Source organism: Polaribacter sp. YIW18 (assembly GCF_057219325.1).
The window spans coordinates 114,350-137,268 of the sequence record NZ_JBXVVE010000006.1 but is presented as its reverse complement, the minus strand read 5'-3'; the positions used below and the strand labels follow the sequence as shown (position 1 = coordinate 137,268).

Genomic DNA, 22,919 nt, shown 5'->3' with positions numbered 1-22,919 from the left:
ATGATATTAGCAGCAGGCACAACAGGAACTGTTATAGCAACAGTGGTCGCATTTTTAATAATAGCTTTATTATTAATAACTCTATTATTAGTCGTAAAACAAAAATTATCTCCATCTGGTCCCGTAAAGATTATGATTAATGGAGAAAGAGAAATAGAAGTAGCTTCTGGAGACTCTTTATTATCTACTTTAGGTAGTAACAAAATCTTTTTACCATCTGCTTGTGGTGGTGGAGGTACTTGCATACAATGTGAATGCCATGTTACAGAAGGTGGAGGAGAAGCTTTACCAACAGAAGTACCACACTTTTCTAGAAAAGAGTTAAAGGATGGAGCTCGTTTAGCTTGCCAGGTAAAAGTAAAACAAGACATGAACATTTCTATACCAGAAGAAGTTTTTGGTATTAAGAAATGGGATGCAGTTGTTGTAAGAAATTACAACGTAGCCTCTTTTATTAAAGAATTTGTGGTAGAAATACCAGAAGATATGGGTTACAAAGCTGGTGGATATATTCAAATAGAAATTCCTCCTTGTGAAGTAAAGTTTTCTGATATGGACATTACTGCTCATCCAGAAGAGCATGACACTGCAGATAAATTTGAAGCAGAATGGGATAAATTTAATTTAAGACCCCTTGTAATGAAAAATACCGAAACTGTTGAAAGAGCCTATTCAATGGCTTCTTACCCAGCAGAAGGTAGAGAGATTATGTTAAATGTACGTATTGCAACTCCTCCTTTTGACAGAGCCAAAGGTGGTTGGATGGATGTAAACCCAGGTGTTGCTTCTTCGTATATTTTCAATTTGAAAAAAGGAGATAAATGTGTAATTTCTGGTCCTTATGGAGAATTCTTTATTAATGAATCTGAAGCAGAAATGTTGTATGTTGGAGGTGGAGCAGGTATGGCACCAATGCGTTCTCATTTATACCAATTATTTAGAACTCTAAAAACAGGTAGAAAAGTAACATATTGGTACGGTGGTCGTTCTAAAGCAGAGTTATTTTACATAGAACACTTTAGAGCCTTAGAAAAAGATTTCCCTAATTTTAAATTCTACTTGGCATTATCTGAACCTTTAGAGTCAGATAACTGGAAAGTTAAAAAAGATATCAACGATGAAGAAGGTGATGGTTTTGTTGGTTTTATTCATAATTGTGTAATCGAAAATTATTTAAATCATCATGAAGCACCAGAAGACATCGAATTGTATTTCTGTGGTCCACCATTAATGAATAAGGCTGTTCAGAAAATGGGCGAAGATTTTGGTATTGCAGATGAGAATATACGTTTTGATGACTTTGGTGGATAAACCAATAAAAATTTCATAAATTTTTAAATAAACCGATTCAGAAATGAATCGGTTTTTTATTTTTTAATTCTTTCGATAGATGATACATCTATAGCGTGTTTATCAATGATTTTTATATTTTAGACTTTACCAAGTAGAAAAAACTATACTTAAAAAAGAGTTCTCTTTTAAAACATTAAATATGTTTCTAAATGATATTTTGCGTGGTTATTTTCATATTCAAACAACTTAGAATAATCCATCACATTGGGAACATAATCTAACTTATGTTAATTAATATTTTACTTTTTTAACTCTAATTTTTCTGCAAAGTAATCACAAAAATCTTTCATTGTCGCGCTCATTTTCTGATCATCTGTAGCACGTTCAAAAGTATCTGCCATAGACACTAAGGTTTGATGATAAAATTGCTTCATTTCATCTACAGGCATATCTTTTGTCCATAAATCCATACGTAAAGTATCTTTCTTTTTATGATCCCAAACAGATAACATTATTGCTTTAGAGGCTTCATTATCTATACCTCCGTCTTTTGCAGACCAAGTAATTTCTTCTGGTACTTTATTTTCGTCTAAACCAACTTTAAATTTAATTTCTGAATGATGTTTTACTGACATTATCTTTTAGGTTTATATTTAGATTTTTTATATAAATCTAACTCGTTTGTATTTATTAATTCTTGCAAAGATACATCATTATGCTGCATATAAGAACGAACAATTTGCCATCCTACCCAAACACCAATTCTACCAGGAGATAAATTATCTTGCTCCATATAAAACTTAGAAAAAGGTGCTACGTCTAAAAAACGACTATTTAATTTTGTATCTGTGCTAAAAAGCAAATTCTTTTCTACAAAATAACTCCAAATTTGCTCTTCATTTGCTTTTGCCCAAGCCAATTTATCTTCTGCAAAACCAATTTTTTCTTTGTCTGATACTAAGGGTAAATAAGCGTCTAACAAATACATTTTTTTTCCTTCAAAAATCATTTTATTTACAAAACTTCTATTGTTAGATGGTGGTATTTGTTTTTTTACAATCTCTGTAGCAACATCTATAATTAAATGTTCTTTTGAATTGTTTTCTTTTATATACTTGGGATAATCTTTATAGAAAGGATGATTTTTTCCCAAATAAACATCTAAAGAAACAATTAACAAACTATCTGCATAAATTACCCTACTTGCATAATCTATATTGGTAAGCATTGTTACTACTTTTGGAGCTCTAAACTTTGGGTTATAGTATTTTATATGTTTAAACAGATTCGTTAACTGCAATTTATACTCCGTAAAATCCTTATATAATTTCTGAGTTTCTGCAAATAACTCTTGTTCATCTTTATTATATATTTTAGCTAAAGAAACACTATCTGTTATTTGAGGTGGAAAAAAGTAAGGATATTTTTCCTTTAAATCAGGAAGCTGACTTTCTGTAGCCATATAAAAATCTTCCTCAAATCTTTCTATGTTAAAATCTATATTCACCTTAGAAACATCAATTTTATCTTTTTTAGTCTCAGTACATGCAGAAAACACAAATAAAACCATCAAACCAATTAGAAAAAATCTCATAAACTTTGTATATTGTTGTTTTAAAATTAAAACGATAAAAATACTAAATTAGTTTATTACATGAATACAGAAAAAGTAGCAAGTCATATTATAAATTGGTTAAAAACATATGCAGAAAATGCAAAAGTAAAGGGTTTTGTTGTGGGTGTTTCTGGTGGAATAGATTCTGCTTTAACCTCTACTTTATGTGCAAAAACGGGATTGCCAACGTTGTGTGTAGAAATGCCTATACACCAAGCAGAAAGTCAAGTTAGCAGAGCAGAAGAGCACATAAAACAATTAAAAGAACACTTTAAAAATGTTACTAAAACTAGAGTAGATTTAACTTCTACATTTGAAGATTTTAAAAACGCTGTACCTCAAGTAACTGCTTCTGCTAAAGTAGACTTATCTTTAGCTAATACAAGAGCAAGGTTAAGAATGACCACTTTATACTATTTAGCAGGATTAAACAATTATATAGTTGCAGGTACTGGAAATAAAGTAGAAGATTTTGGTGTAGGTTTTTATACCAAGTATGGTGATGGTGGTGTAGATGTTAGTCCTATCGCAGATTTATTAAAATCTGAAGTTTATGAATTAGCAGCCTATTTAAAGGTGCCAACCTCTATACAAAAAGCACAACCTACAGATGGCTTATTTGGCGATAGTAGAACAGATGAAGACCAAATTGGTGCTTCATATGACGAATTAGAATGGGCTATGAAAATGCAAGATACTGGAAAAACTGCTGCTAATTTTAAAGGACGAGAACAAGAGGTATATACCATTTACGAAAGATTGAATCGCATTAACCAACATAAAATGGTACCTATTCCTGTTTGCGAAATTCCACAAGCTTTAAAATAAAAAAAAAGCTATCAAATATTTGATGGCTTTTTTTTTAATTTTTTAAAATGGTTCTACAGTAAGTTTGCTGCCATCATCATTTTTTTAATCCTCATGTGGGTTCTTTTTTTAGAGCCTTTAGAAATTTCAAAAGGTAATAAAATAAATAATTGAATAATTTTTAGTAGTAATAAAATTCTTTTCATAGGTTATTTTTTTTCTTTCTGTAATATACAAATATTTCTATTTTATATAAAACTATCAGAAAATACCTATTTTTAGAATTTAATAAACAATAATATCATAGTTATACAACTCTATTTAATTTCTCAAAAAGTCTAATCTTTAAACCTGTATAGCCTTTTATAGTTTCTAAATCTATGATTTGTTTTTCTGTAGATTCTTTTAGTAATTCTTCTATTTTTTTACCAATTAAAACTCTTCTTAAATTAAAAACAGCATCACTAACTAATTTTGGCAACACTTCTTTTTCAGACTTCACCTCTATGTTTTTACTTTCCCAATTACTTAATTGATGTTTTTCTTCATCCATTAAAATAGAAGTAACTGTTTCAGAAATTTCTACATTTTTATGGTTAACCAAAGCATCTATTTCTAATTTTTCAAATTGATTTAATTGATGAATAATTTCTGTATATATTTCTTGAAATACAGAATTTGTAAATTCTATTTCATCATCCTGTAAATGCACATAAATTTCTGCAGAAACATTGTTATTATATTTTCTAATAGTGGTGGTTATTTTACCATCTTCGTCCTCATTTTCTATTTCTTCAGAAAACTCTGTAACTTCATTACCAAATAATAATAATATTCTTATAATTTCTTTTTCTAAAATAGCTAACTGATCTATTTTTTGAGAAGCAAAACCACCTTTTACCAAGCCCATTTGTGCTTGTTCTTGTTCTAAAAAATATTCTGGGGGTGGCTCATTAGGGTCTTGCTGCTTTGTTTTAAAATTTTGTTTTTTAGCACTTTTACTTTTTTCTTGAATCTCTTTTTTAAGTATTTGTGCCAACTCGCTAAATAAAACACGCTCAGAAATATCCATAATTCTAGCACATTCTTGTACATAAATTTCTCTTTTTATTCCATCTGGTATTTTAGAAATACTTGTTACAATTTCTCTTATTACACTTGCTTTTTTTATAGGATCATTTTTAGAATCTTGTAATAAAAGAGATACTTTAAAATTGATAAAATCTTGAGAATTATTATCTAAGTGCGCTTTTAGTTGTTCTGTTGAATGTGCTTTGGCAAAACTATCTGGATCTTCTCCATCTGGAAATTGCACCACTTTTACATTCATGCCTTGTTCTAGTATTAAATCGATTCCACGTATGGAAGCTCTAATACCAGCTGCATCTCCATCAAATAAAACTGTAATATTTTTTGTTAACCTGTTTACCAAACGTATTTGGTCTGATGTTAAGGCTGTACCAGAAGAAGCTACTACGTTTTCTATACCAGATTGATGAAAAGAAATTACATCTGTATAGCCTTCTACCAGATAACAATTGTCTTGTTTGGCTATTTCTTTTTTTGCCTGATAAATACCATATAAAATTTTGCTTTTATGGTAAATATCACTTTCTGGTGAGTTTAGATATTTAGCTGCTTTTTTATCAGCAGTTAAAATACGACCTCCAAAACCTAAAATACGACCAGACATAGAATGTATAGGGAACATAACTCTACCCTTAAAACGATCGAATTGTTTGTTTTCTTTTACAATAGTTAAACCTGTGGAGGCTAGGTATTTAATATCGTAACCTTTTGCTATGGCTGCGTCTGTAAAACCACTCCATTCATCTAAACAATAACCCAGTTCAAAAGTTTTTATAGTATCGTCTCTAAAACCTCTTTCTTTAAAGTAAGAAAGGCCAATTGCTTTACCTTTATGGGTGTTAAGCATGGTTACATAAAAGTAATCTTTGGCAAATTTAGATACCAAAAACATACTTTCTCTTTCGTTCATTTGAGCTTTTTCTTCTGATGTTTGCTCAGTTTCTTCTATTTCTATATTATACTTTTTTGCCAACCATTTTATGGCTTCTGGGTAGGTGTAATGCTCATGTTCCATTAAAAATGAAATGGCATTACCTCCTTTTCCTGTAGAGAAATCTTTCCAGATTTGTTTTACTGGAGAGACCATAAATGAAGGTGATTTTTCGTCTACAAAAGGACTTAAACCTTTAAAATTACTACCCGCTTTTTTTAGTTGTACAAATTCACCGATAACCTCTTCTACTCTTGCAGATTCGAAAACACGGTCTATGGTACTTCTGGATATCATTTAAAGTTTTAATTTTTAATGTGAAACAAATATAAGGACTTTGTTTTTCTATTTGTTTGGTTGGTTAAAAAAACCTTACAGGTTTAAAAAATCTGTAAGGTTTTTTTTTCTAATTGTTGTTTTAACAAACTTCCTTTTTTAAGTTAGCAATACGCGTTAAGGATTGAGCAATTGTTTGAGCTCTTTTTTGTTTTTTCTACAAAAAAAGCGAGTGCGAAAGCCTGACCTGAAAGGGAACGCCAAAAAAAAATTATGAAGCTGCCTTAAGCTTTTTTAAAGTTGTGTTGGTTAATTTTGCTGCTGCATATTCTTTGGTTACGCTTAATTCTTTTTCGTCAGAACTTGGTAAATCGAACATGGCGTCTGTAAAAATAGCTTCGCACAAAGAGCGTAAACCTCTTGCACCTAACTTGTACTCTACTGCTTTCTCTACGATATAATTTAAAGCGTCATCTGATATAGTAAACGCAACATCGTCTATGATAAACAGTTTTTCATATTGTTTAATTATAGCGTTTTTGGGCTCTGTTAAAATTGCTCTTAGTGTTTTGGCATCTAAAGGATTCATATGACTTAACACTGGTAAGCGCCCAATAATTTCTGGTATTAAACCAAATGCTTTTAGGTCTGATGGTATGATGTATTGCAATAAATTTTCTTCGTCTACTTTTTCTTCATCTAAAGAGGCTCCAAAACCAACAGCTTGCATGTTTAAACGTTTGCTAATAATTCTTTCGATTCCAGAAAAAGCGCCACCTGCAATAAATAGGATTTCTTTGGTGTCTACTTCTATAAATTTTTGTTCAGGATGTTTTCTACCTCCTTTTGGTGCTACATTTACAACTGTACCTTCTAATAATTTTAGTAAGGCTTGCTGCACACCTTCTCCTGAAACGTCTCTTGTGATAGATGGATTGTCTCCTTTTCTGGCAATTTTATCTATTTCGTCTATAAATACGATACCTCTTTGGGCTTTTTCTACATCGTAATCTGCAGTTTGTAACAACCTGCTTAAAATGCTTTCTACATCTTCGCCAACATAACCTGCTTGTGTTAATACTGTTGCATCTACAATAGAAAATGGTACGTTTAACATTTTTGCAATGGTTTTTGCTACTAATGTTTTACCTGTTCCTGTTTCTCCTACTAAAACAACATTCGATTTTTCTATTTCTACCTCGTCTTCATTGTCTTTGGTTTGTAACAATCTTTTATAGTGATTGTATACAGCTACAGACATGGTTCTTTTGGTTTCGTTTTGACCAATGATGTATTTATCTAAAAAGTCTTTAATTTCTTTGGGCTTTTTTAGTGTTAAATCTTTTGATAAACTACTTGATTTTGCCTCAGAAATTTCTTCTTCTACAATACCATGAGCTTGCTCTATACATTTATCGCATATATGGGCATCTACTCCAGCAATAAGCAAATCTGTTTCTGCTTTTTTGCGTCCGCAAAACGAACATTCTAAGTTTTCTTCTTTTGACATTTAATTGGCTTTAGGCAATAGGCTATATACTTTACGCAAAATGCTTTTTATAATTATTTAAGCAAATTGCATATGGCTTTTAGTTTATAGCTTTTTATTTTCTGGCTAATACTTCATCAATCATTCCGTAAGCTTTTGCTTCTTCTGCTTTCATCCAGTAGTCTCTGTCAGAATCGTTATGTACTTTTTCTACGGTTTGGCCTGAATGATTTGCTATGATAGCGTACAATTCGTCTTTTAATTTTAAGATTTCTCTCGCTGTAATTTCGATGTCTGATGCTTGTCCTTGTGCGCCTCCTAATGGTTGGTGAATCATAATTCTAGAGTGTGGTAAAGCAGAACGCTTTCCTTTTTCTCCTGCACACATTAAAACGGCACCCATAGATGCAGCCATACCTGTACAGATAGTAGCTACATCTGGTTTTATAAATTGCATGGTGTCGTAAATACCTAAACCGGCATATACGCCTCCACCTGGAGAGTTGATGTAGATAGAAATGTCTTTATTAGCATCTACACTTTCTAAAAATAATAATTGTGCTTGTATAATATTTGCAACTTGGTCGTTAATTCCTGTTCCTAAAAAGATAATTCTATCCATCATTAAACGAGAAAAAACATCCATTTGTGTAATATTCATTTGGCGCTCTTCCATAATATATGGTGTTAAGCTACTTGTAATTTTTGTGTAGCTTGTACTACTGATACCATGGTGTTTTGTTGCGTATTTTTCGAATTCTTTTCCGTAATCCATTATCTTGATTCTTTTAGTTTTTGTTTTGTAAAGATAAGAACATTTTTCTTATTTATTTCTTAGTTTTTATGGCTAAAAAAACCTGAATTTTACAATTCAGGTTTTCTATTTTACTTTGCTTCTAAAGCAAATTCAGCATATCAAATAAAGATAATTATTTGTATACTTCTTTAATAAAGTCTTCGTAAGAAAGTTCTTTGGTTTTAAAGCTCATGTTTTCTTTATAAAAAGCCAGTAATTTTTGACTGATTAATTGAGATTGTAATTTTTGAGCTTCTTCTTGGTTTTGCAATATTCTACCAGCAATATCATCTAATTCTTTTTCTTCTGGATTCATGTTACCAAACTGTGCCATTTGTGTTCTAATAAATCCTTTTGCATAGTCTACTAACTCTGCATAGTCTATTTTAATGTCGTTATCTTTCATGATTTTTCCTTCAATTAATTGATAACGTAATCCTTTTTCAGATTTATCGAACTCTTCTTTTGCTTCTTCTGCAGTTAATTCTTTTTCTCCTGCAGTTGCTAACCATTTTTGTAAAAATTCTGCTGGTAAATCAAATTTTGTATTTTCTACTAAATGCTCTGTGATGGCATTTAATAAATATTGATCTCCTTGTTGTGTGAATTGTTTTTCTGCGTCTTCTTTAATTTTATCTCTTAATTCAGTTGCCGTTTTTACGCTTCCATCAGGAAATAATTTATCAAACAATTCTTGATCTAAATCTGCTGGTTCTGTTTTGGTAATTTCTTCTACCGTAAACGTAACTTTAATAGCTAAATCTTTAACGTCTTCTTCTGCAATGCCTAAAATGTGTTGTAATTTATTTTCGTCTTCAAATAATTTCTTAGTTTCTAACTCAATTACATCACCTACTTTAGCACCAATAACTTTTTTCTCGTTTTTCTTTCCTTTTAGGTCGTTTACTAAAAAGGTAGATTTTTTATTGATTTCTTTTTCTTCGTTAACAAATGTACCTGTTACGTTTGCATGTTCTGTAGCTGCTTCTATAGAACTCATTTTGCCATAACGTGTTTGTATATTTTTAACTTCTTCGTCTAAAAGATCTTCTGTAGCTATAATATTGTAAGCAGTTACTTTCTTTTTTGGTTTTAAATCTACATCAAATTCTGGCACTAAACCTAATTCGAACTCAAAAGAAAAGTTGTCTGCATCCCAGTTAAAATCTTCTTTTACTCTTGGTAAAGGATTTCCTAAAATGTCTAATTTTTCTTCTGTTATAAATTTATTTAAAGAATCTTGTAAAAGTTTATTTACTTCATCTACCAATACAGATTTACCATACTGTTTTTTAACCATACCCATAGGTACATGGCCTTTTCTAAAACCAGGTATGTCTGCTTTTTTACGATAATCTGTTAATACTTTTACTACTTTTTCTTGATAGTCTTCTGCAACAATATCAACTTTTACCACTGCGTTTAACGCATCTATGTTTTCTTTAGTAATATTCATTTCTTTATGCTCTTATTCTTTAAAAAATCGAGTGCAAAATTACGCTTTTTAATTGATTGCACAAATGTTTAAGTGGTTCTATTTCAGTGATTATTTTATTAATCGAGTTGTTATTTATCATCTTTTAGTAAAGAAAATAATGCAGATCTAAAAAATGACAATAAAATACTAAAAAATAATGCTGCCCAAAAGCCTGAAACAGCAAAGCCATCTACTAATTTATCTGCCAATAATATAATTACTGCATTTATTACAAATATAAATAACCCAAAGGTTACTAGGGTTGCAGGTAGTGTAAAAAAGATTAACAGTGGTCTTACAAACATATTTAACAAAGCAATTACAAAGGCTACAATTATTGCAGATATGTAACCAGATATAGCTACCCCAGGTAAAATATTAGCCAAAACAATTACTGCTACAGCCGTTAATAATATTTTTAAAAATGTTTTCATTTTACAGGTATTTATTTGATAATTAATTAGCTAAAAACGTACCAAATAAAAAAAACTGCTTTTTTGGCAGGTTTTTTCCTGTAAAGGATTCTTAATTTTTTAAAAAAGTTAATTACTGAAACTTTTTTACTACAATTTAAATCACTTTTAAACATGTTGTTTGTTATAAAAGTAGAGCTTTCTTACTATCTTTGTAAAAACAAAATAAAATAATGAGTAATATACTTGCACCTTCAGTTTTAGCAGCAGACTTTGCCAACTTACAACGCGACATAGAAATGGTTAATAATAGTGAAGCAGATTGGTTTCATATAGATATTATGGATGGCGTTTTTGTACCAAACATTTCTTTTGGTATGCCTGTTTTAAAAGCCATAACCAAACATGCTAAAAAAACAATAGACGTGCATTTAATGATTGTAAATCCAGATCAATACATACAAACATTTGCAGATTTAGGTGCCAATATTCTAACAGTACACTATGAAGCTTGCACACATTTACACAGAACAGTACAAGCCATAAAAGCAGCGGGTATGAAAGCGGGTGTTGCTTTAAACCCCCACACACCGATAGCTGTTTTAGAAGATATTATTTCAGACTTAGATTTGGTGTGTATTATGAGTGTAAATCCTGGGTTTGGAGGACAATCTTTTATTGAAAATACTTACAAAAAAGTTAGTCAGTTAAGACATTTAATAGAGTTTACAGCCTCTAATTGCCAAATAGAAATTGATGGCGGTGTTACCAATAAAAATGCAAACCAATTAATAGAAGCTGGTGCCAATGTTTTGGTGGCTGGTAGTTATGTTTTTAAAGCAGAAAACCCAAAAGAAACTATTGCCGATTTAAAAAATATTATAGCATAATTGTATGCGGTTGTCGACATAGAAACTACAGGAAATGGCCCTAAAGGTCAAAAAATTACAGAAATTTCTGTGCTGGTTTTTAATGGCGAAAAAATAGTAAATGAGTTGACAACTCTGGTAAACCCAGAGCAAAACATTCCAGCTTTTATTACAAACCTAACAGGCATTACTAATGCTATGGTTAGAAACGCACCCAAATTTTATGAAATTGCACAAAAGTTAGAAGAAATTACGCAAGATTTAATTTTTGTTGCCCACAATGTTAATTTCGATTACAATATCATAAGAGACGAGTTTAAAAGTTTAGGCTTCGATTGGAAACGTAAAAAACTATGTACAGTGCGGTTAACAAGAAAAATTATTCCTGGCTTACCTTCTTATAGCTTGGGTAATATTTGTTCTGGAGAAAACATTCCAATTAATGGCAGACACAGAGCAAAAGGCGATGCAGAAGCTACTGTAGAATTATTTAGAAGATTGATTAAAAGAGACCAGCATTTTATCATCAATTCTTTTTTAAATCCACGTTCTAGACAAGCTACTTTACCGCCACTTTTAGATAAAAAAACAGTAGATAATTTACCCGAAACTTTTGGAGTTTATTATTTTAAAAATACAGCTAAAGAAATTATTTATGTTGGTAAGGCCAACAATATTAAACAAAGAGTTATTAGCCATTTTTATGACAAAAAGAAAAAAGAACAAGCAATGTGTATGGAAATTGCACATATTTCTTATTCAGAAACTGGTAGCGAATTATTGGCGTTGTTATTAGAATCTTCAGAAATAAAAAACAAATACCCAAAATACAATCGCTCTCAAAAAAATAATAATGCCGCTTTTGGTATATTTTCTTATGAAGATCAAAAGGGAATTATCCATTTAGCATTTAATAAAATTAAATTAGTTTCAAATTCGTTAACTACATTTTACTCTTTGACTGCTTGTAGAGTTTTTCTAGAAAAAATTTGTAAAGAATTTACTTTATGCCCAAAATATTGTCATTTACAAACCAATGTAAAGCAATGTTTTCATCATCAAATTAAAGAATGTAAAGGTATTTGTTGTAACAAAGAACCTGTTTCAGAATATAACAAAAGGGTTTTAAAGGCAATACAATCTGTTAGCGTAGCATTAGAAAATATTGTGATAAAAGAAACGGGGAGGTTTGCAAACGAAATTGGTTTTGCTTTAATTTTAGAAGGAGTTTACCAAGGTTTTGGATATATTGATAAGGAACTAGATGCGCAACTACAAAACCCAGAAGATTATCAATTTTACATACAACCCAAAAGAGATAACAAAGATGTGCAAAAAATATTAACTTCTTATTTACAAAAAAAAGAAGGTTTAAAAGACTTAGAAAATGGAAAAATCGGCATATAAGATACACATTATTGGTGCAGGAGTTAGTGGTTTAATTGCAGCACAAGTTTTAGAAAATCATGGTTATCATCCAACAATCATAGAAGCTAGTGCTACAGTTGGTGGACGTGTAAAATCAGATATTGTAGACGATTATATTTTAGATCATGGTTTTCAGGTGTTGTTATCTTCTTACCCCGCAGCACAAAAATATTTAGATTATAAAGCGTTAGATTTACAAGAATTATTACCAGGAGCCACAATTTTTAAAAATGGTAAAACGCAAACTATTGGAGATCCTTTGCGTAATTTTTCTTTGTTATTTCCTACAATAGTATCATCTATAGGAAACTTTTCTGATAAGCGAAAAATTTTTCAATTAAATAGGCTATTAAAAAAGAAAAAGATAGCTAGCATTTTTAATGAAGAAGAAAAAACAACACTTAAATATTTACAAGATTTTGGTTTTTCTAAAGATATTATCTCTAACTTTTTCAAACCTTTTTTTAGTGGAATTTTCTTAGAAGAAAAATTAAACACCTCTAGTAGAATGTTTGAATTTGTGTATAAAATGTTTGGCGAAGGAAAAGCTGTATTGCCAAAAGGTGGTATACAAGCAATCTCTAATCAACTAAAAGACAAGCTACAAAACACCACTTTTATTTTTAATACAAATGTAAAAGAAGTTTTAGATTCTAAAATTATTTTAGACGATGCACACGAAATTCAAACCCATATAAGTATAATTGCAACAGAAGCCAGTGCATTCATATCAAATTTAAACAATCAGGAAACCAACTGGAAAAGTTGCCATACGTTCTATTTTGAAACTAGAAACAAAGTAATACATAAACCTTTAATTGGTTTAATTGCAGATGGTGATGCTTTGATTAATAATATTTTTTATCATACAAGTGTTGCTACAAAATCTAAAGGCACTGTAGAATTACTTTCTGTAACTGTAGTAAAAGAACATAAATTATCTGAATTAGACTTGATATTAAAGGTTACAGAAGATTTAAAAATTCTTTGTGGAATAGAGGTTAAAAGCCTTTTAAAACAGTATCATATTAAAAAAGCCTTACCCCAATTAAGCAATTTGCAATACGAAATTTCGAGTTCTGAAACCAAGTTAAAATCTACCATATTTTTGGCAGGAGATCAATTGTTAAATGGGTCTTTAAACGCAGCTATGATTTCTGGTGAAAGAGCTGCATTAGGGGTTGTACAAGCCTTAGAAGATGGTTTAATTGTAGATGAGTTAACATCTGAGTATCAATAAAAAAATAGGCTCTTTATAAAAAAAGCCCCTTTTAAAACTACTATTACTAACTCAAAAACTATAATTGTTCTACTAAAAACTTTATTAAATCGGTTGTTGTTACAATACCAACTAACTCGCCATTTTTTGCAACAGGTAGTGCATGAAATTCTTTTGCTGCCAACAATTTAGACACCTCTTTTATGGTAGCATCTGGATCTACAACAGTTACATTTTTAGCCATCACTTGTTTAATGGTAAACATATCATACACAAAAGTGTCTACATTATTTTCATCATCTGAAATATCTGCAAAACTAATTCTTAAAATATCTGTATAGCTAAGCATACCAAGAATTTCTTTATTTCTAACTACAGGTATGTGCCTAATTTTATTTTTTTTGAAAAGTTTTTCTGCTTTTTCTAAAGTATCAGAAACATGTAACTATAACCTTGGTTGTCATTATAGATGATATTGGTGTTCGTTTTTTCATGATTTTTTTATTTAGAATTATAAATCAAATTTCAGGAAAACTATCAAATTAAAAGATGATTTTTATCAGTAATAAACAACAATTTTTTTGGTATTTTCTATAGAATTATGTAGAAAAAAACTACTATTTAAAATATAGATAAACTTTATTTTAAATAGTAGTTTTTCTTATTTAGTGACCTCCACTGTTGACTCTTCTAACTTTATTGAAGATTTAAATCATGTTTTATACTTCGATTTTTGACTATTTAAAATCTAGTACAAAAAAAATATTCCCAAGAATAAAAAATTATTCTTGAGAATAAAAAGTGACTCCAGCAGGATTCAAACCTGCAACCCTCAGAGCCGAAATCTGATATTCTATTCAGTTGAACTATGGAGCCTTTTTTAATTTAAATAACCTTTAACTTGTGCTAAAGATAGCAATTTGGTAATAAAATTATTTCATTAAATGTTTTCTAACCAATGTAGAAATTATTTTTCCTTCTGCTTGTCCTGCTAACGCCTCTTGTACTACTTTCATTACTTTACCCATATCTTGCATTCCAGAAGCATTTAAATTGTCTATGGTTGCAATTACAACACCTTCTATTTCGGCTTCTGTTAAGGCTTCTGGTAAAAACTGTTCTAAAATGGCAATTTCCGCCAATTCAGGTGCAGCTAAATCTTCTCGACCTTCTTTTAAAAAGATGGTAGCACTATCTTTACGTTGTTTTACTTGCTTTTGTATAATTTTTAGCTCTTGGTCTTCTGTTAATTCTTCTTGAGAACCTGTTTCTGTTTTGGCTAATAAAAAAGCAGATTTTACAGCTCTTAAAGCTTGTAAAGCAACTGTATCTTTTGCTTTCATAGCTTGTTTCATCTTGTTCATTACCTCTTTTTGTAAACTCATATTCTATTGTTTTAGTTATTTGTTTTTATTTACCTTTTTAAGGTATAAAATGTTTTTATTATAATCTATTATTGCTTTTCCTTTCTGTAAAATATCTGCCCCAATAATACCTGTAACTTCTTTGGCATTGTGTTGTATTAATGCTGTATTTACGTGCGATAAATCAAACAAAACCAAATTAAAAGTATTGGTTTGCCATTTGTCTATTTTAAGTTGATTTTTTGTGGATATTAGTGTTTCCATATCAGTTGCTCCTGCACCTGCAGCTTTGGTATCACTTTCTTCTGTTTCTAAATTAAAGTGTTCAATCGATTTTAAACCAACACAAGAATTAGAGGCACCTGTATCTAAAATAAAACGACCTTTTACACCATTAATTTTAGCTTTTAATTCTAAATGGTTGGTGGCAATTTTTTTTAATTTTATTTTAATGTATTTTTTCTTTGTTAAGATTTTTTTTAAACGTTTCATAAAAATTTTTAAGATCTCAAAAATACGATTTAATAGATTTAGAAAATACCAACCTACAAAATTTCTTGTAGTTTTTGTTTGTACAATTTAAAGGTTCTAATATTATGATGTGTAGCTTCTTCTAAAGTGATAAAACTATTTGCTGAATTGTTATTTAATTGAAATAGTTTTTTTGCGCCTTTAATAGGTGTAACACGATCGTTTTTACCTTGAAAAATGGTTATTGGTACTTGTATGTTTTTAAAAAAGGAATGTGTTTTAAATTTATATTTTAATAGAAAAGTTGGTGCTAAAAAAAAGGCCTTTTGTACTGCTTTTTTTAAACTATAAAAAGGAGATTCTAAAATAAGATGTTTGGGTTTGTACTTTTCTGCAATTTTAGCAGCAAAAGTACAACCTATAGAATAACCGTAAACTACAATTTTGTCTTCACTATACATTGTGTTGACATATTGATACACTTGCAAAGCGTCTTGATACATTTTTTGTTCATTAAAAGCACCAACGCTTTTGCCATAATTTCTATAATCGAAAATAATTATCTCGTAATTGTAGTCTAAAAGATAAGAAACTCTGTTACCCCATTTTGTTAAATTACCTTTGTTACCATGACAAAAAAGAATGATTCCCTTAGGGTTTTCTAGTTTAAAATGCACTGCATTAATTAGCGTATCATCGTTAGTTCTAATAAATAATTCGTTAAATGTATTTAGAAATTGATATTGATAATTTTTGTTTAGTTTTTTACCATTTAAAAAAATAAATTGCTCTTGAAAGAAATAAAACAAAATACAAAAGGTAATTATAAATAATATTAGTAAATAAATCATTTGTAGAAATTAATTAGAACGAAACTAATGATTTTTAAGGATTCTAAATAATAACTCGACCACCAAATTTACTAGCTAGTATAGTCTGGTTAAAAGCAAGAAAAAACAGAAATGTAATAAATAATCATATTTCTCATTCTTATAGATGTATATAATATACATTGAATAATATTGCAAACGTTCTGGGCGATATTAAAAATATAAGACAAAGTATACGCAGAAAATCGAAGTTCAAACTTTGAAAAAATACTTTGAAAACAATCTTAGCTTACGAATAATAGTTTTTAAAGAGAGTAAACGATTAGTGATAAAAAAGTTTTACCTAAATAAAAAAACCGAGACATATGTCTCGGTTTTTGTACTGAAGATGGGAGTAAAGAGTGTGTTTCTATTTGTATCTCATTAATTCATTTTGCACTTATTATCAGGTATTTATAAAAATAAATCTAGTAAAAAGATACAATATAATCTAATTAAATGTAACTTTACCGTACAAATACCGTACAAAAATGCCAACAGTAAAGTTTTTATATAGATCTACACGAGATATTGCTCCAATCACACTTAGACTATTATTCCGAAATGATTTAAAAGATCATGTTATAGAGTCTAAAACTCAAATTACTTTTACTAAAGAAGATTGGAAATTAATTCAAAACTCAAGACGCATCAAAGATGCTGAATTGAAAAATAAGAAGATTAAGTTTGACAAAGACACTATTGATATTGAAAGTCATGTGTTGACTGCCTTTAATAATTCTAATCCCAAACTAGTCAATAAACTTTGGCTTCAAAAGCAGCTCGATTCTTATTACGGTAATAATGATAAAGAAGTTATATCTGATAAAATCTTAGAGTACTTTGAAAGGTATCTAAAACTAATTGAAAACAACATAAAAAAAACCACTCATACTAGATATAATACTGCATATAAGTTTTTAATGCAATTTATAAGTGAGAATGAATTTTATAATCATAACACCTTAATTTCTGATATTGACGTTGATTTCTATAATGTATATCGGGATTATGGACTTGATAATGAATACTCTTTAAGCACAATAAACAAATACTTTAGCGCAATAAAAACAATGTGTAACTACGCTTATGCCCACCATGGTATTCAATTAAGTCATAGGTATAATCTAATTAAAATGAAAGCTAAGCGTATGCCTATTGTTTACCTAACAATGGATGAGTTAGAGTTAATTAGCAATTTGGAAAGTTATCAACTTGGTCCTAAATTGGATAATATTAGAGACTGGCTTTTAATTAGCTGTTTAACAGGTCAAAGAATCTCCGATTTTATGAAGTTTAATAAAGATAACATAAGAGAAGTTGATGGAATTAAGGTTATAGATGTTTTTAAAAAAAAGGGCGATAAGAGTGTTACTATACCCCTCCTAGATCCAGTTCTTGAAATAATGAAAAAATACAATGGAGATTTTCCAAAAAAGCTCTCGGGTCAAAAGTATAATGACTACGTAAAAGAAGTTGTTAAATTAGCTGGAATTGATGAAATTGTTTACGGAGGTGTTGTAAAAGTTATTCCAGGCAAAGGAAAAAGAAAGATTATGGGAGAATATCCTAGATACGAGCTGATTTCATCACATATTGGTAGAAGGTCGTTCGCAACTAATTTTTATGGAAAAATGAGAACACCATTACTAATGAATATAACAGGACATGTCAAAGAATCAACTTTCTTAGCCTATATAGGCAAGACATCTAAGGATACAGCTGTTGAAGCTGCAAGAGAATTCAAGAAAATAAAAATTAAATTATAACTATGGTAGTACTATTTGAAAAAACAGATTATGAAATAGAGTTGTTTCGAGATGATGCCGCATATGAGTCTGCACACGTCTGGACGAATGAAAAGCATTATATAAGAGATGATGCTGGAGAAATTGAAGAAGATTGGATAAATAATAGATTGAAAATTGTTCATTCCACTTTTGAAAAAGAATACGATTCATACGTTAAAAAGAGAAAGTATTTTTATGGCTGCCCACATGAGCTTTATCTCGAAACATTCAAAGAAAGACTCTCTTTACATTTATCAAAGCATGAAGACTACACATTAATCACATTCATTGAATCTGAGTTCAAGGATGGCGTCTTTTTGTTTAATCGCCCTTATGTTAGTTCCGAAAAGATGCAAAAAATTCAAGCATCACTTAGAAAGCGTTATGAGTTCCTGGTCGAAAGAGCTCAAGAGGAAAAGTACAACATTATTCTTTTAGAAAATGACAAAGTACAAATCAACAAGATTGTAAAAAATACCTTGATAGATGATGATGATTTAATTGAAGATAATAGTGGAGCTTTTGAAATTAAAGAACGAATTATAGTATTATACAAACTAGGCATCTTGGATTATTTATACAATCATCCAGAAATAGACTCTGTTTTAAGGATTGCAAAGGCAGTAAAATCATTTACAGGATTTAACTTTACAACAGTTCAGCCTTATATCAATCCTATTTTTAATAAATATACTGATCAATCGGGAAGTGCTTTAAAAGATAAGGGTCAAGTTGAAAAAATTCAAAAACACCTTGACGATCATGTTCTAAAAGCTAAGAAATAAAAGTTAGGTTCAACCTAATTCTAACCTAACAATCCTTTGCTCTTATTAATTTTAAATAAGTGCAAAATGCATAAAACAAATGTATTCGAGACCACACAAGACCAGCTTGTTGCTAGAGTGGTAAGCGAATTAAAAAATGAATTAAAACAAGCAACCTTCACAGAAAAGTATCTTACCAGGGAAGAAGTTTCTGAATTGCTTAAGATCAGTCTCTCAACAATTCACAATTGGACAAAAAAAGGGATACTACACCCTTATCAGATTGGTGGAAGGGTTTACTTCAAGGCTAGTGAAATTGAAAGTTCAATGATAAAACTAGAGAAGTAATGGAGAGTTTTATAAATTTAGTTAGTCAAGAGCTTGATAATGATATTTTAGAAAATAACATTTCAAAACATAAGGTAGACCTTACAGCCCCTTTACCTCCTCGGGAGGTTGCCTGGGAAATAAAAGACCCAGGGTCTGATGATTATGAAATACTAGGGACACTTGGTAATTTCAGTTTAATTAAGGGTAAAGCAAAATCAAGAAAATCTTTTTTATTGAGTATGGCTGTTTGTAGTGCTCTTAATGATTTTGTTTTTTCAGAGGTTTTCAGATCTCCAGTAGCTCATCAACAAAAAAACATCTTGTTTATTGATACAGAGCAATCAGACTGGCATGTTCAAAAGGCTGCAAGACGAATTTGTAGCCTTGTAGGAGAAAAATCTCCGAGCAAGCTTCATATGTATAAGTTTCGGTCATTAAGTCCATCAGAACGTCTAAATTACACTCAAGAATTGATTGCAAAAACCCCTAACTTAGGTCTTGTTATCATAGACGGAATTAGAGATCTTATAACATCCATTAATGATGAGAGTGAGTCATGTGGAATTGCGTCAAACCTATTAAAATGGTCTGAGGACTATAACATCCACATTGTAACAATCCTCCATGAAAACCCATCTAACGACAAGGCTAGAGGACACCTCGGTACTGAGCTTTCAAATAAGGCGGAAACAGTGATTCAGATTGAGGTTGATCCAAATCTACCCAACATATCTGTTGTAAAACCTTTTAGCTGTAGAAACAAACCGTTTGAACCTTTCGCCTTTGAAATCAAAGACGGTAATCCAACTATTATTTCAGATTATGATACTTCAATTAACGCGGAGAACTCATTTAATCTTAATAACATAGACGATGATACGTTTAAGGATATTTTAATAGAATGCTTCAAAGATAAAGAAGAGATTATGAGAGGTGATTTGAAAAAAGGATTCCAAAATCAACTTAAAATCAAGTTTGGAGATCGAAAAGGTCTAGGTCTCAATAAGATTGATGATATCATTGTTGATTTAAAAAATAAAGGAATCATATCTCAAGAAATGTCACGTAAACCATTCAAGTTAAACAAATAATATTAACTCATAAGTTTAGTCCCTATATATAGGGACTTAAACTGATAAATAGATGAGCGCATGAAAAATTATAGATATAGACTAGATGAAACATCAAAGAAATACAGGTGTCCATCTTGTAATAAGATTAGGTTTGTTCGTTATATCGATAATGAAACGAATCGGTTAGCTGATGAAATTTATGGTCGTTGTGATCGTGAAGTAGAGTGTGGTTATTTCAGTTACCCTAAAGGTTCAAGTACTTTGAGTTCATTAGAGTTCAAACCACCACCGATAAAAAAACCTTCTTTTATTGATACTGAAATGGTTACAAAAAGTATGTCTAGTTATACGATAAACCCTTTTATAAAGTTCCTAAAGTTGAATTTTGATGACAAAACTGTTGACTGGCTTATTGAAAGGTATAGATTAGGAACCTCTAAAAAATTTGGAGGTTCTGTAGTCTTTTGGCAGATAGATAAATACGGCAAGGTTAGAACTGGTAAAGTGATGAATTATAATAGTGAAACTGGAAAGAGGTCAAACGGAATTACTTGGGCTCATAAGCTTATAAATGCCCCTAATTTTGAGCTTAGACAATGTCTCTTTGGGCTTCATCTAGTTACAAAGGGCGTGACTAAAGTAGCGATTGTGGAGAGTGAGAAAACCGCTGTTTTATTCTCGGTAAATAGACCTGATATTGTTTGGTTAGCTACAGGGTCGTTGAGTAATTTTAGTAAAAAACTTCTTGAGCCTCTAAAAGGTTTGGTGGTTAAAGCATTTCCAGATAAGGGTTGTTATGATAAGTGGCTTGAGGTAGCTAATGCTTGTAATAAGGATGGCTTTAATATTCAGGTCTCTAAAATAATGGAAGAGACAGAGGCTGACAAGGGTGCTGATTTAGCGGATATTAAAGATACAATAAGCTACACCGATGAAGAGGTAAAGTTTCATAAACTTATTGAAATTAATCCAACATTTAAAAAATTGGTTAAAACCTTTGATTTACATGATAAATATGGAAAAAAGCTTAGAGATCATGAGTAGCACCCCTCCCAACCATTCACTTACTAAACAAAACATACTTAAACATTCTTATATAAGTAACTGTATATTAATATCTAAAAGGTTTAATTATAGTGTAACAATGATTGGTTCAAAATATTTAGGTGTTTTCTTACAAAAACTAATAACTTCCCTTTATGTGAGACTTGACTATTCTTTCACTGAAAGACGTTCCCTATAGAACGCATATAAAACATATTTAAGTGAAAAACTGAATTGAAAAACGTTCTATTGTAGCGTCTTCGAGACTCCGTATTTTCAGGTGAATTTTTAGAAAGCTTGTCAGTGATGATATCTTTTAGAAGATCCTCGAAACTACTTATATGATAAATTATGGAAAATACTAAACACAAAAGCCCATATAAAAAATAGCTCAGGGAGTTATTATTAAAGAAATTTATTTATTTTTATACAAAAATTGAATACCTATCAGAGATACTTCTTTAAAGACGCTACTTTCCATATAGGTACTAGTTAGGTGTAAGCAAAAACATTAAAATTAGAATGAAAAACAAACGTAAAAAAATTATTGCTCGGGAATTTTTGATTTTTGTTAGTACATTAATTTTTGTAATTATTGTTGGATTTTTATTTAAATCATTATCGCAATATTCTAATTCAAAAGTAGTACAACTTGAAATTTCAAAATTCAGAATATCAGCAACAACTCTCTACCTTTATGATTTAGTAAAAGAAGGAGAATTTAATTCAAAGGAAGATTTTGTTAATTACGTAGAAAAGAATTCTATAAAAGATTGCTATTTAAAAATAAAGGATGGTGCATTCTCGTCTTTATCTGAATTTGAGAAATTCGTTCCTGCAATCGCTATAGAAAGTGAAACTGAAGTATCAAAAAAAGTTTTACTAATTGAGAAAGAAATTCAAAGGATTGAAAATTCATTTTATTATAATGTGAATAATAATTTTTTATTTAAAATAGCTTTAATATTTTTTTCAATAACATTCCTTTTGAGATATATTTATTATGCAGTTAAATGGAGTTTAAGAACATTGAAAGAGAATAATTAGAAAAAACTGCAGGTAACAACGTATATAATTAATGGCTGGTTCTCGCCTACTTACGAAAATCCTCACTTCCAAGTGCCCCCGTATCTATAGGCATTGTTATTGGCTTTGACTTTTAGTAGGCAGTCCTTGCATACAAACACCCATTTCTTTTAATATAATTGCTTTAGGAAAACAGTGACCTTTAAACATCTTTTTTATTGTAAATATAAAAAATTGATTTTTTCTTACATTATATACGACAGAACCTAATTTTTTATTAAAAGTAATATCGATAGAAGATAAATCTTATAACTTTTATTTACTATTTAATTAAATTAATATAAGATAATATTCAATAAACTACATTAAGTTTAATTATAAATAATAATAAATGGCATTAATTATGTGTAATGAATTTTAGTTTTATTAGTACATAACTTATTTTACCTTTTTTAATTTATTTATTGGTGAGTTTAATTTTAGGTT

General features: G+C 30.0%; 22 protein-coding genes, 1 tRNA gene and 1 pseudogene. 11 read left to right on the top strand and 13 right to left on the bottom strand.

The window, feature by feature from the left end:
- Entirely contained in the window at positions 1 to 1,311 is a 1,311-nt protein-coding gene (nqrF, locus tag AC2D6T_RS08180) for an NADH:ubiquinone reductase (Na(+)-transporting) subunit F (RefSeq protein WP_298947281.1), read from the top strand.
- Positions 1,312 to 1,592: 281 nt separating this feature from the next.
- Here the strand turns inward: nqrF and gldC are convergent, their stop codons facing one another.
- Positions 1,593 to 1,928, bottom strand: a complete 336-nt coding sequence (gene gldC, locus AC2D6T_RS08175) for a gliding motility protein GldC (RefSeq protein ID WP_484681147.1) — start codon at positions 1,926 to 1,928, stop codon at positions 1,593 to 1,595.
- Entirely contained in the window at positions 1,928 to 2,887 is a 960-nt protein-coding gene (gene gldB / locus AC2D6T_RS08170; RefSeq protein WP_484681146.1) for a gliding motility lipoprotein GldB, read from the bottom strand. The genes gldC and gldB overlap by 1 nt, the downstream gene beginning before the upstream one ends.
- A gap of 60 nt (positions 2,888 to 2,947) precedes the next feature.
- Here gldB and nadE point away from each other — a divergent pair, with 60 nt between their 5' ends.
- A complete protein-coding gene (gene nadE, locus AC2D6T_RS08165; protein WP_484681145.1) occupies positions 2,948 to 3,736 on the top strand; it encodes an NAD(+) synthase in 789 nt (262 codons plus the stop codon).
- Positions 3,737 to 3,789: 53 nt separating this feature from the next.
- On the opposite strand, the gene AC2D6T_RS08160 is transcribed toward nadE, so the two are convergent.
- From AC2D6T_RS08160 to AC2D6T_RS08135, 6 genes are all read right to left on the bottom strand, one after another.
- Complete coding sequence (locus AC2D6T_RS08160; RefSeq protein ID WP_298947274.1) at positions 3,790 to 3,921, bottom strand: hypothetical protein; 132 nt, start codon at positions 3,919 to 3,921, stop codon at positions 3,790 to 3,792.
- 101 nt (positions 3,922 to 4,022) lie between these two features.
- A complete protein-coding gene (gene dnaG / locus AC2D6T_RS08155; RefSeq protein ID WP_484681144.1) occupies positions 4,023 to 6,032 on the bottom strand; it encodes a DNA primase in 2,010 nt (669 codons plus the stop codon).
- 250 nt (positions 6,033 to 6,282) lie between these two features.
- On the bottom strand, positions 6,283 to 7,521 hold the full coding sequence (clpX, locus tag AC2D6T_RS08150; RefSeq protein ID WP_438989079.1) for an ATP-dependent Clp protease ATP-binding subunit ClpX: 1,239 nt from the start codon (positions 7,519 to 7,521) through the stop codon (positions 6,283 to 6,285).
- Between the two features lie 94 nt (positions 7,522 to 7,615).
- On the bottom strand, positions 7,616 to 8,275 hold the full coding sequence (gene clpP / locus AC2D6T_RS08145; RefSeq protein WP_298947268.1) for an ATP-dependent Clp endopeptidase proteolytic subunit ClpP: 660 nt from the start codon (positions 8,273 to 8,275) through the stop codon (positions 7,616 to 7,618).
- 154 nt (positions 8,276 to 8,429) lie between these two features.
- Positions 8,430 to 9,752, bottom strand: coding sequence for a trigger factor (tig, locus tag AC2D6T_RS08140; RefSeq protein ID WP_484681143.1), 1,323 nt, complete (start codon positions 9,750 to 9,752; stop codon positions 8,430 to 8,432).
- Positions 9,753 to 9,862: 110 nt separating this feature from the next.
- Positions 9,863 to 10,207: a phage holin family protein gene (locus tag AC2D6T_RS08135; RefSeq protein ID WP_298947264.1), complete on the bottom strand. Its 345-nt coding sequence runs from the start codon at positions 10,205 to 10,207 to the stop codon at positions 9,863 to 9,865.
- Between the two features lie 212 nt (positions 10,208 to 10,419).
- On the opposite strand from AC2D6T_RS08135, the gene rpe reads away from it, so the two are divergent.
- From rpe to AC2D6T_RS08120, 3 genes are read left to right on the top strand one after another with little or no spacing between them, the layout of a single operon-like run.
- The gene (gene rpe / locus AC2D6T_RS08130; RefSeq protein ID WP_484681142.1) at positions 10,420 to 11,076 is read left to right on the top strand and encodes a ribulose-phosphate 3-epimerase; all 657 of its coding nucleotides are present in this window, start codon (positions 10,420 to 10,422) and stop codon (positions 11,074 to 11,076) included.
- A complete protein-coding gene (locus AC2D6T_RS08125; RefSeq protein ID WP_484681141.1) occupies positions 11,077 to 12,462 on the top strand; it encodes an exonuclease domain-containing protein in 1,386 nt (461 codons plus the stop codon).
- Positions 12,443 to 13,723: an FAD-dependent oxidoreductase gene (locus AC2D6T_RS08120; protein ID WP_484681140.1), complete on the top strand. Its 1,281-nt coding sequence runs from the start codon at positions 12,443 to 12,445 to the stop codon at positions 13,721 to 13,723. The genes AC2D6T_RS08125 and AC2D6T_RS08120 overlap by 20 nt, the downstream gene beginning before the upstream one ends.
- A 58-nt stretch (positions 13,724 to 13,781) precedes the next feature.
- On the opposite strand, the pseudogene AC2D6T_RS08115 reads toward AC2D6T_RS08120, so the two are convergent.
- The 5 genes and pseudogenes from AC2D6T_RS08115 to AC2D6T_RS08095 all read right to left on the bottom strand — a co-directional run bounded on the left by AC2D6T_RS08115 (position 13,782) and on the right by AC2D6T_RS08095 (position 16,388).
- Positions 13,782 to 14,196, bottom strand: a pseudogene (locus AC2D6T_RS08115) (CBS domain-containing protein).
- 308 nt (positions 14,197 to 14,504) lie between these two features.
- A tRNA-Arg gene (locus AC2D6T_RS08110) sits at positions 14,505 to 14,578 on the bottom strand.
- A gap of 56 nt (positions 14,579 to 14,634) precedes the next feature.
- A complete protein-coding gene (locus AC2D6T_RS08105) occupies positions 14,635 to 15,087 on the bottom strand; it encodes a GatB/YqeY domain-containing protein (RefSeq protein WP_438989825.1) in 453 nt (150 codons plus the stop codon).
- 15 nt (positions 15,088 to 15,102) lie between these two features.
- Entirely contained in the window at positions 15,103 to 15,558 is a 456-nt protein-coding gene (locus AC2D6T_RS08100) for an aspartyl protease family protein (RefSeq protein WP_484681139.1), read from the bottom strand.
- A gap of 53 nt (positions 15,559 to 15,611) precedes the next feature.
- Entirely contained in the window at positions 15,612 to 16,388 is a 777-nt protein-coding gene (locus tag AC2D6T_RS08095) for an alpha/beta hydrolase (RefSeq protein ID WP_484681138.1), read from the bottom strand.
- Between the two features lie 509 nt (positions 16,389 to 16,897).
- On the opposite strand from AC2D6T_RS08095, the gene AC2D6T_RS08090 reads away from it, so the two are divergent.
- The 6 genes from AC2D6T_RS08090 to AC2D6T_RS08065 all read left to right on the top strand — a co-directional run bounded on the left by AC2D6T_RS08090 (position 16,898) and on the right by AC2D6T_RS08065 (position 22,454).
- Positions 16,898 to 18,175 carry a phage integrase SAM-like domain-containing protein gene (locus AC2D6T_RS08090; RefSeq protein WP_484681137.1) on the top strand — a complete coding sequence of 426 codons (1,278 nt, stop codon included), beginning with the start codon at positions 16,898 to 16,900 and terminating at the stop codon, positions 18,173 to 18,175.
- 2 nt (positions 18,176 to 18,177) lie between these two features.
- A complete protein-coding gene (locus AC2D6T_RS08085) occupies positions 18,178 to 18,981 on the top strand; it encodes a hypothetical protein (protein ID WP_484681136.1) in 804 nt (267 codons plus the stop codon).
- Positions 18,982 to 19,047: 66 nt separating this feature from the next.
- Complete coding sequence (locus AC2D6T_RS08080) at positions 19,048 to 19,308, top strand: helix-turn-helix domain-containing protein (RefSeq protein ID WP_484681135.1); 261 nt, start codon at positions 19,048 to 19,050, stop codon at positions 19,306 to 19,308.
- Positions 19,308 to 20,381, top strand: coding sequence for an AAA family ATPase (locus tag AC2D6T_RS08075; protein WP_484681134.1), 1,074 nt, complete (start codon positions 19,308 to 19,310; stop codon positions 20,379 to 20,381). Before AC2D6T_RS08080 ends, AC2D6T_RS08075 begins: the two co-directional genes overlap by 1 nt.
- A gap of 60 nt (positions 20,382 to 20,441) precedes the next feature.
- On the top strand, positions 20,442 to 21,407 hold the full coding sequence (locus tag AC2D6T_RS08070) for a DUF6371 domain-containing protein (protein ID WP_484681133.1): 966 nt from the start codon (positions 20,442 to 20,444) through the stop codon (positions 21,405 to 21,407).
- 522 nt (positions 21,408 to 21,929) lie between these two features.
- Positions 21,930 to 22,454 carry a hypothetical protein gene (locus AC2D6T_RS08065; protein ID WP_484681132.1) on the top strand — a complete coding sequence of 175 codons (525 nt, stop codon included), beginning with the start codon at positions 21,930 to 21,932 and terminating at the stop codon, positions 22,452 to 22,454.
- The last annotated feature ends 465 nt before the right edge of the window (positions 22,455 to 22,919 follow it).

What these genes read in the sequence shown, in the direction of transcription:
- AC2D6T_RS08065 (WP_484681132.1), top strand. Translation starts at nt 21,930, where the DNA reads ATGAAAAACAAACGTAAAAAAATTATTGCTCGGGAATTTTTGATTTTT.
- gldB (WP_484681146.1), bottom strand. Translation starts at nt 2,887, where the DNA reads ATGAGATTTTTTCTAATTGGTTTGATGGTTTTATTTGTGTTTTCTGCA.
- AC2D6T_RS08070 (WP_484681133.1), top strand. Translation starts at nt 20,442, where the DNA reads ATGAAAAATTATAGATATAGACTAGATGAAACATCAAAGAAATACAGG.
- AC2D6T_RS08085 (WP_484681136.1), top strand. Translation starts at nt 18,178, where the DNA reads ATGGTAGTACTATTTGAAAAAACAGATTATGAAATAGAGTTGTTTCGA.
- nqrF (WP_298947281.1), top strand. Translation starts at nt 1, where the DNA reads ATGATATTAGCAGCAGGCACAACAGGAACTGTTATAGCAACAGTGGTC.
- clpP (WP_298947268.1), bottom strand. Translation starts at nt 8,275, where the DNA reads ATGGATTACGGAAAAGAATTCGAAAAATACGCAACAAAACACCATGGT.
- AC2D6T_RS08120 (WP_484681140.1), top strand. Translation starts at nt 12,443, where the DNA reads ATGGAAAAATCGGCATATAAGATACACATTATTGGTGCAGGAGTTAGT.
- AC2D6T_RS08090 (WP_484681137.1), top strand. Translation starts at nt 16,898, where the DNA reads ATGCCAACAGTAAAGTTTTTATATAGATCTACACGAGATATTGCTCCA.
- AC2D6T_RS08080 (WP_484681135.1), top strand. Translation starts at nt 19,048, where the DNA reads ATGCATAAAACAAATGTATTCGAGACCACACAAGACCAGCTTGTTGCT.
- gldC (WP_484681147.1), bottom strand. Translation starts at nt 1,928, where the DNA reads ATGTCAGTAAAACATCATTCAGAAATTAAATTTAAAGTTGGTTTAGAC.
- AC2D6T_RS08135 (WP_298947264.1), bottom strand. Translation starts at nt 10,207, where the DNA reads ATGAAAACATTTTTAAAAATATTATTAACGGCTGTAGCAGTAATTGTT.
- clpX (WP_438989079.1), bottom strand. Translation starts at nt 7,521, where the DNA reads ATGTCAAAAGAAGAAAACTTAGAATGTTCGTTTTGCGGACGCAAAAAA.
- AC2D6T_RS08105 (WP_438989825.1), bottom strand. Translation starts at nt 15,087, where the DNA reads ATGAGTTTACAAAAAGAGGTAATGAACAAGATGAAACAAGCTATGAAA.
- dnaG (WP_484681144.1), bottom strand. Translation starts at nt 6,032, where the DNA reads ATGATATCCAGAAGTACCATAGACCGTGTTTTCGAATCTGCAAGAGTA.
- AC2D6T_RS08100 (WP_484681139.1), bottom strand. Translation starts at nt 15,558, where the DNA reads ATGAAACGTTTAAAAAAAATCTTAACAAAGAAAAAATACATTAAAATA.
- AC2D6T_RS08160 (WP_298947274.1), bottom strand. Translation starts at nt 3,921, where the DNA reads ATGAAAAGAATTTTATTACTACTAAAAATTATTCAATTATTTATTTTA.
- tig (WP_484681143.1), bottom strand. Translation starts at nt 9,752, where the DNA reads ATGAATATTACTAAAGAAAACATAGATGCGTTAAACGCAGTGGTAAAA.
- nadE (WP_484681145.1), top strand. Translation starts at nt 2,948, where the DNA reads ATGAATACAGAAAAAGTAGCAAGTCATATTATAAATTGGTTAAAAACA.
- AC2D6T_RS08095 (WP_484681138.1), bottom strand. Translation starts at nt 16,388, where the DNA reads ATGATTTATTTACTAATATTATTTATAATTACCTTTTGTATTTTGTTT.
- AC2D6T_RS08075 (WP_484681134.1), top strand. Translation starts at nt 19,308, where the DNA reads ATGGAGAGTTTTATAAATTTAGTTAGTCAAGAGCTTGATAATGATATT.
- rpe (WP_484681142.1), top strand. Translation starts at nt 10,420, where the DNA reads ATGAGTAATATACTTGCACCTTCAGTTTTAGCAGCAGACTTTGCCAAC.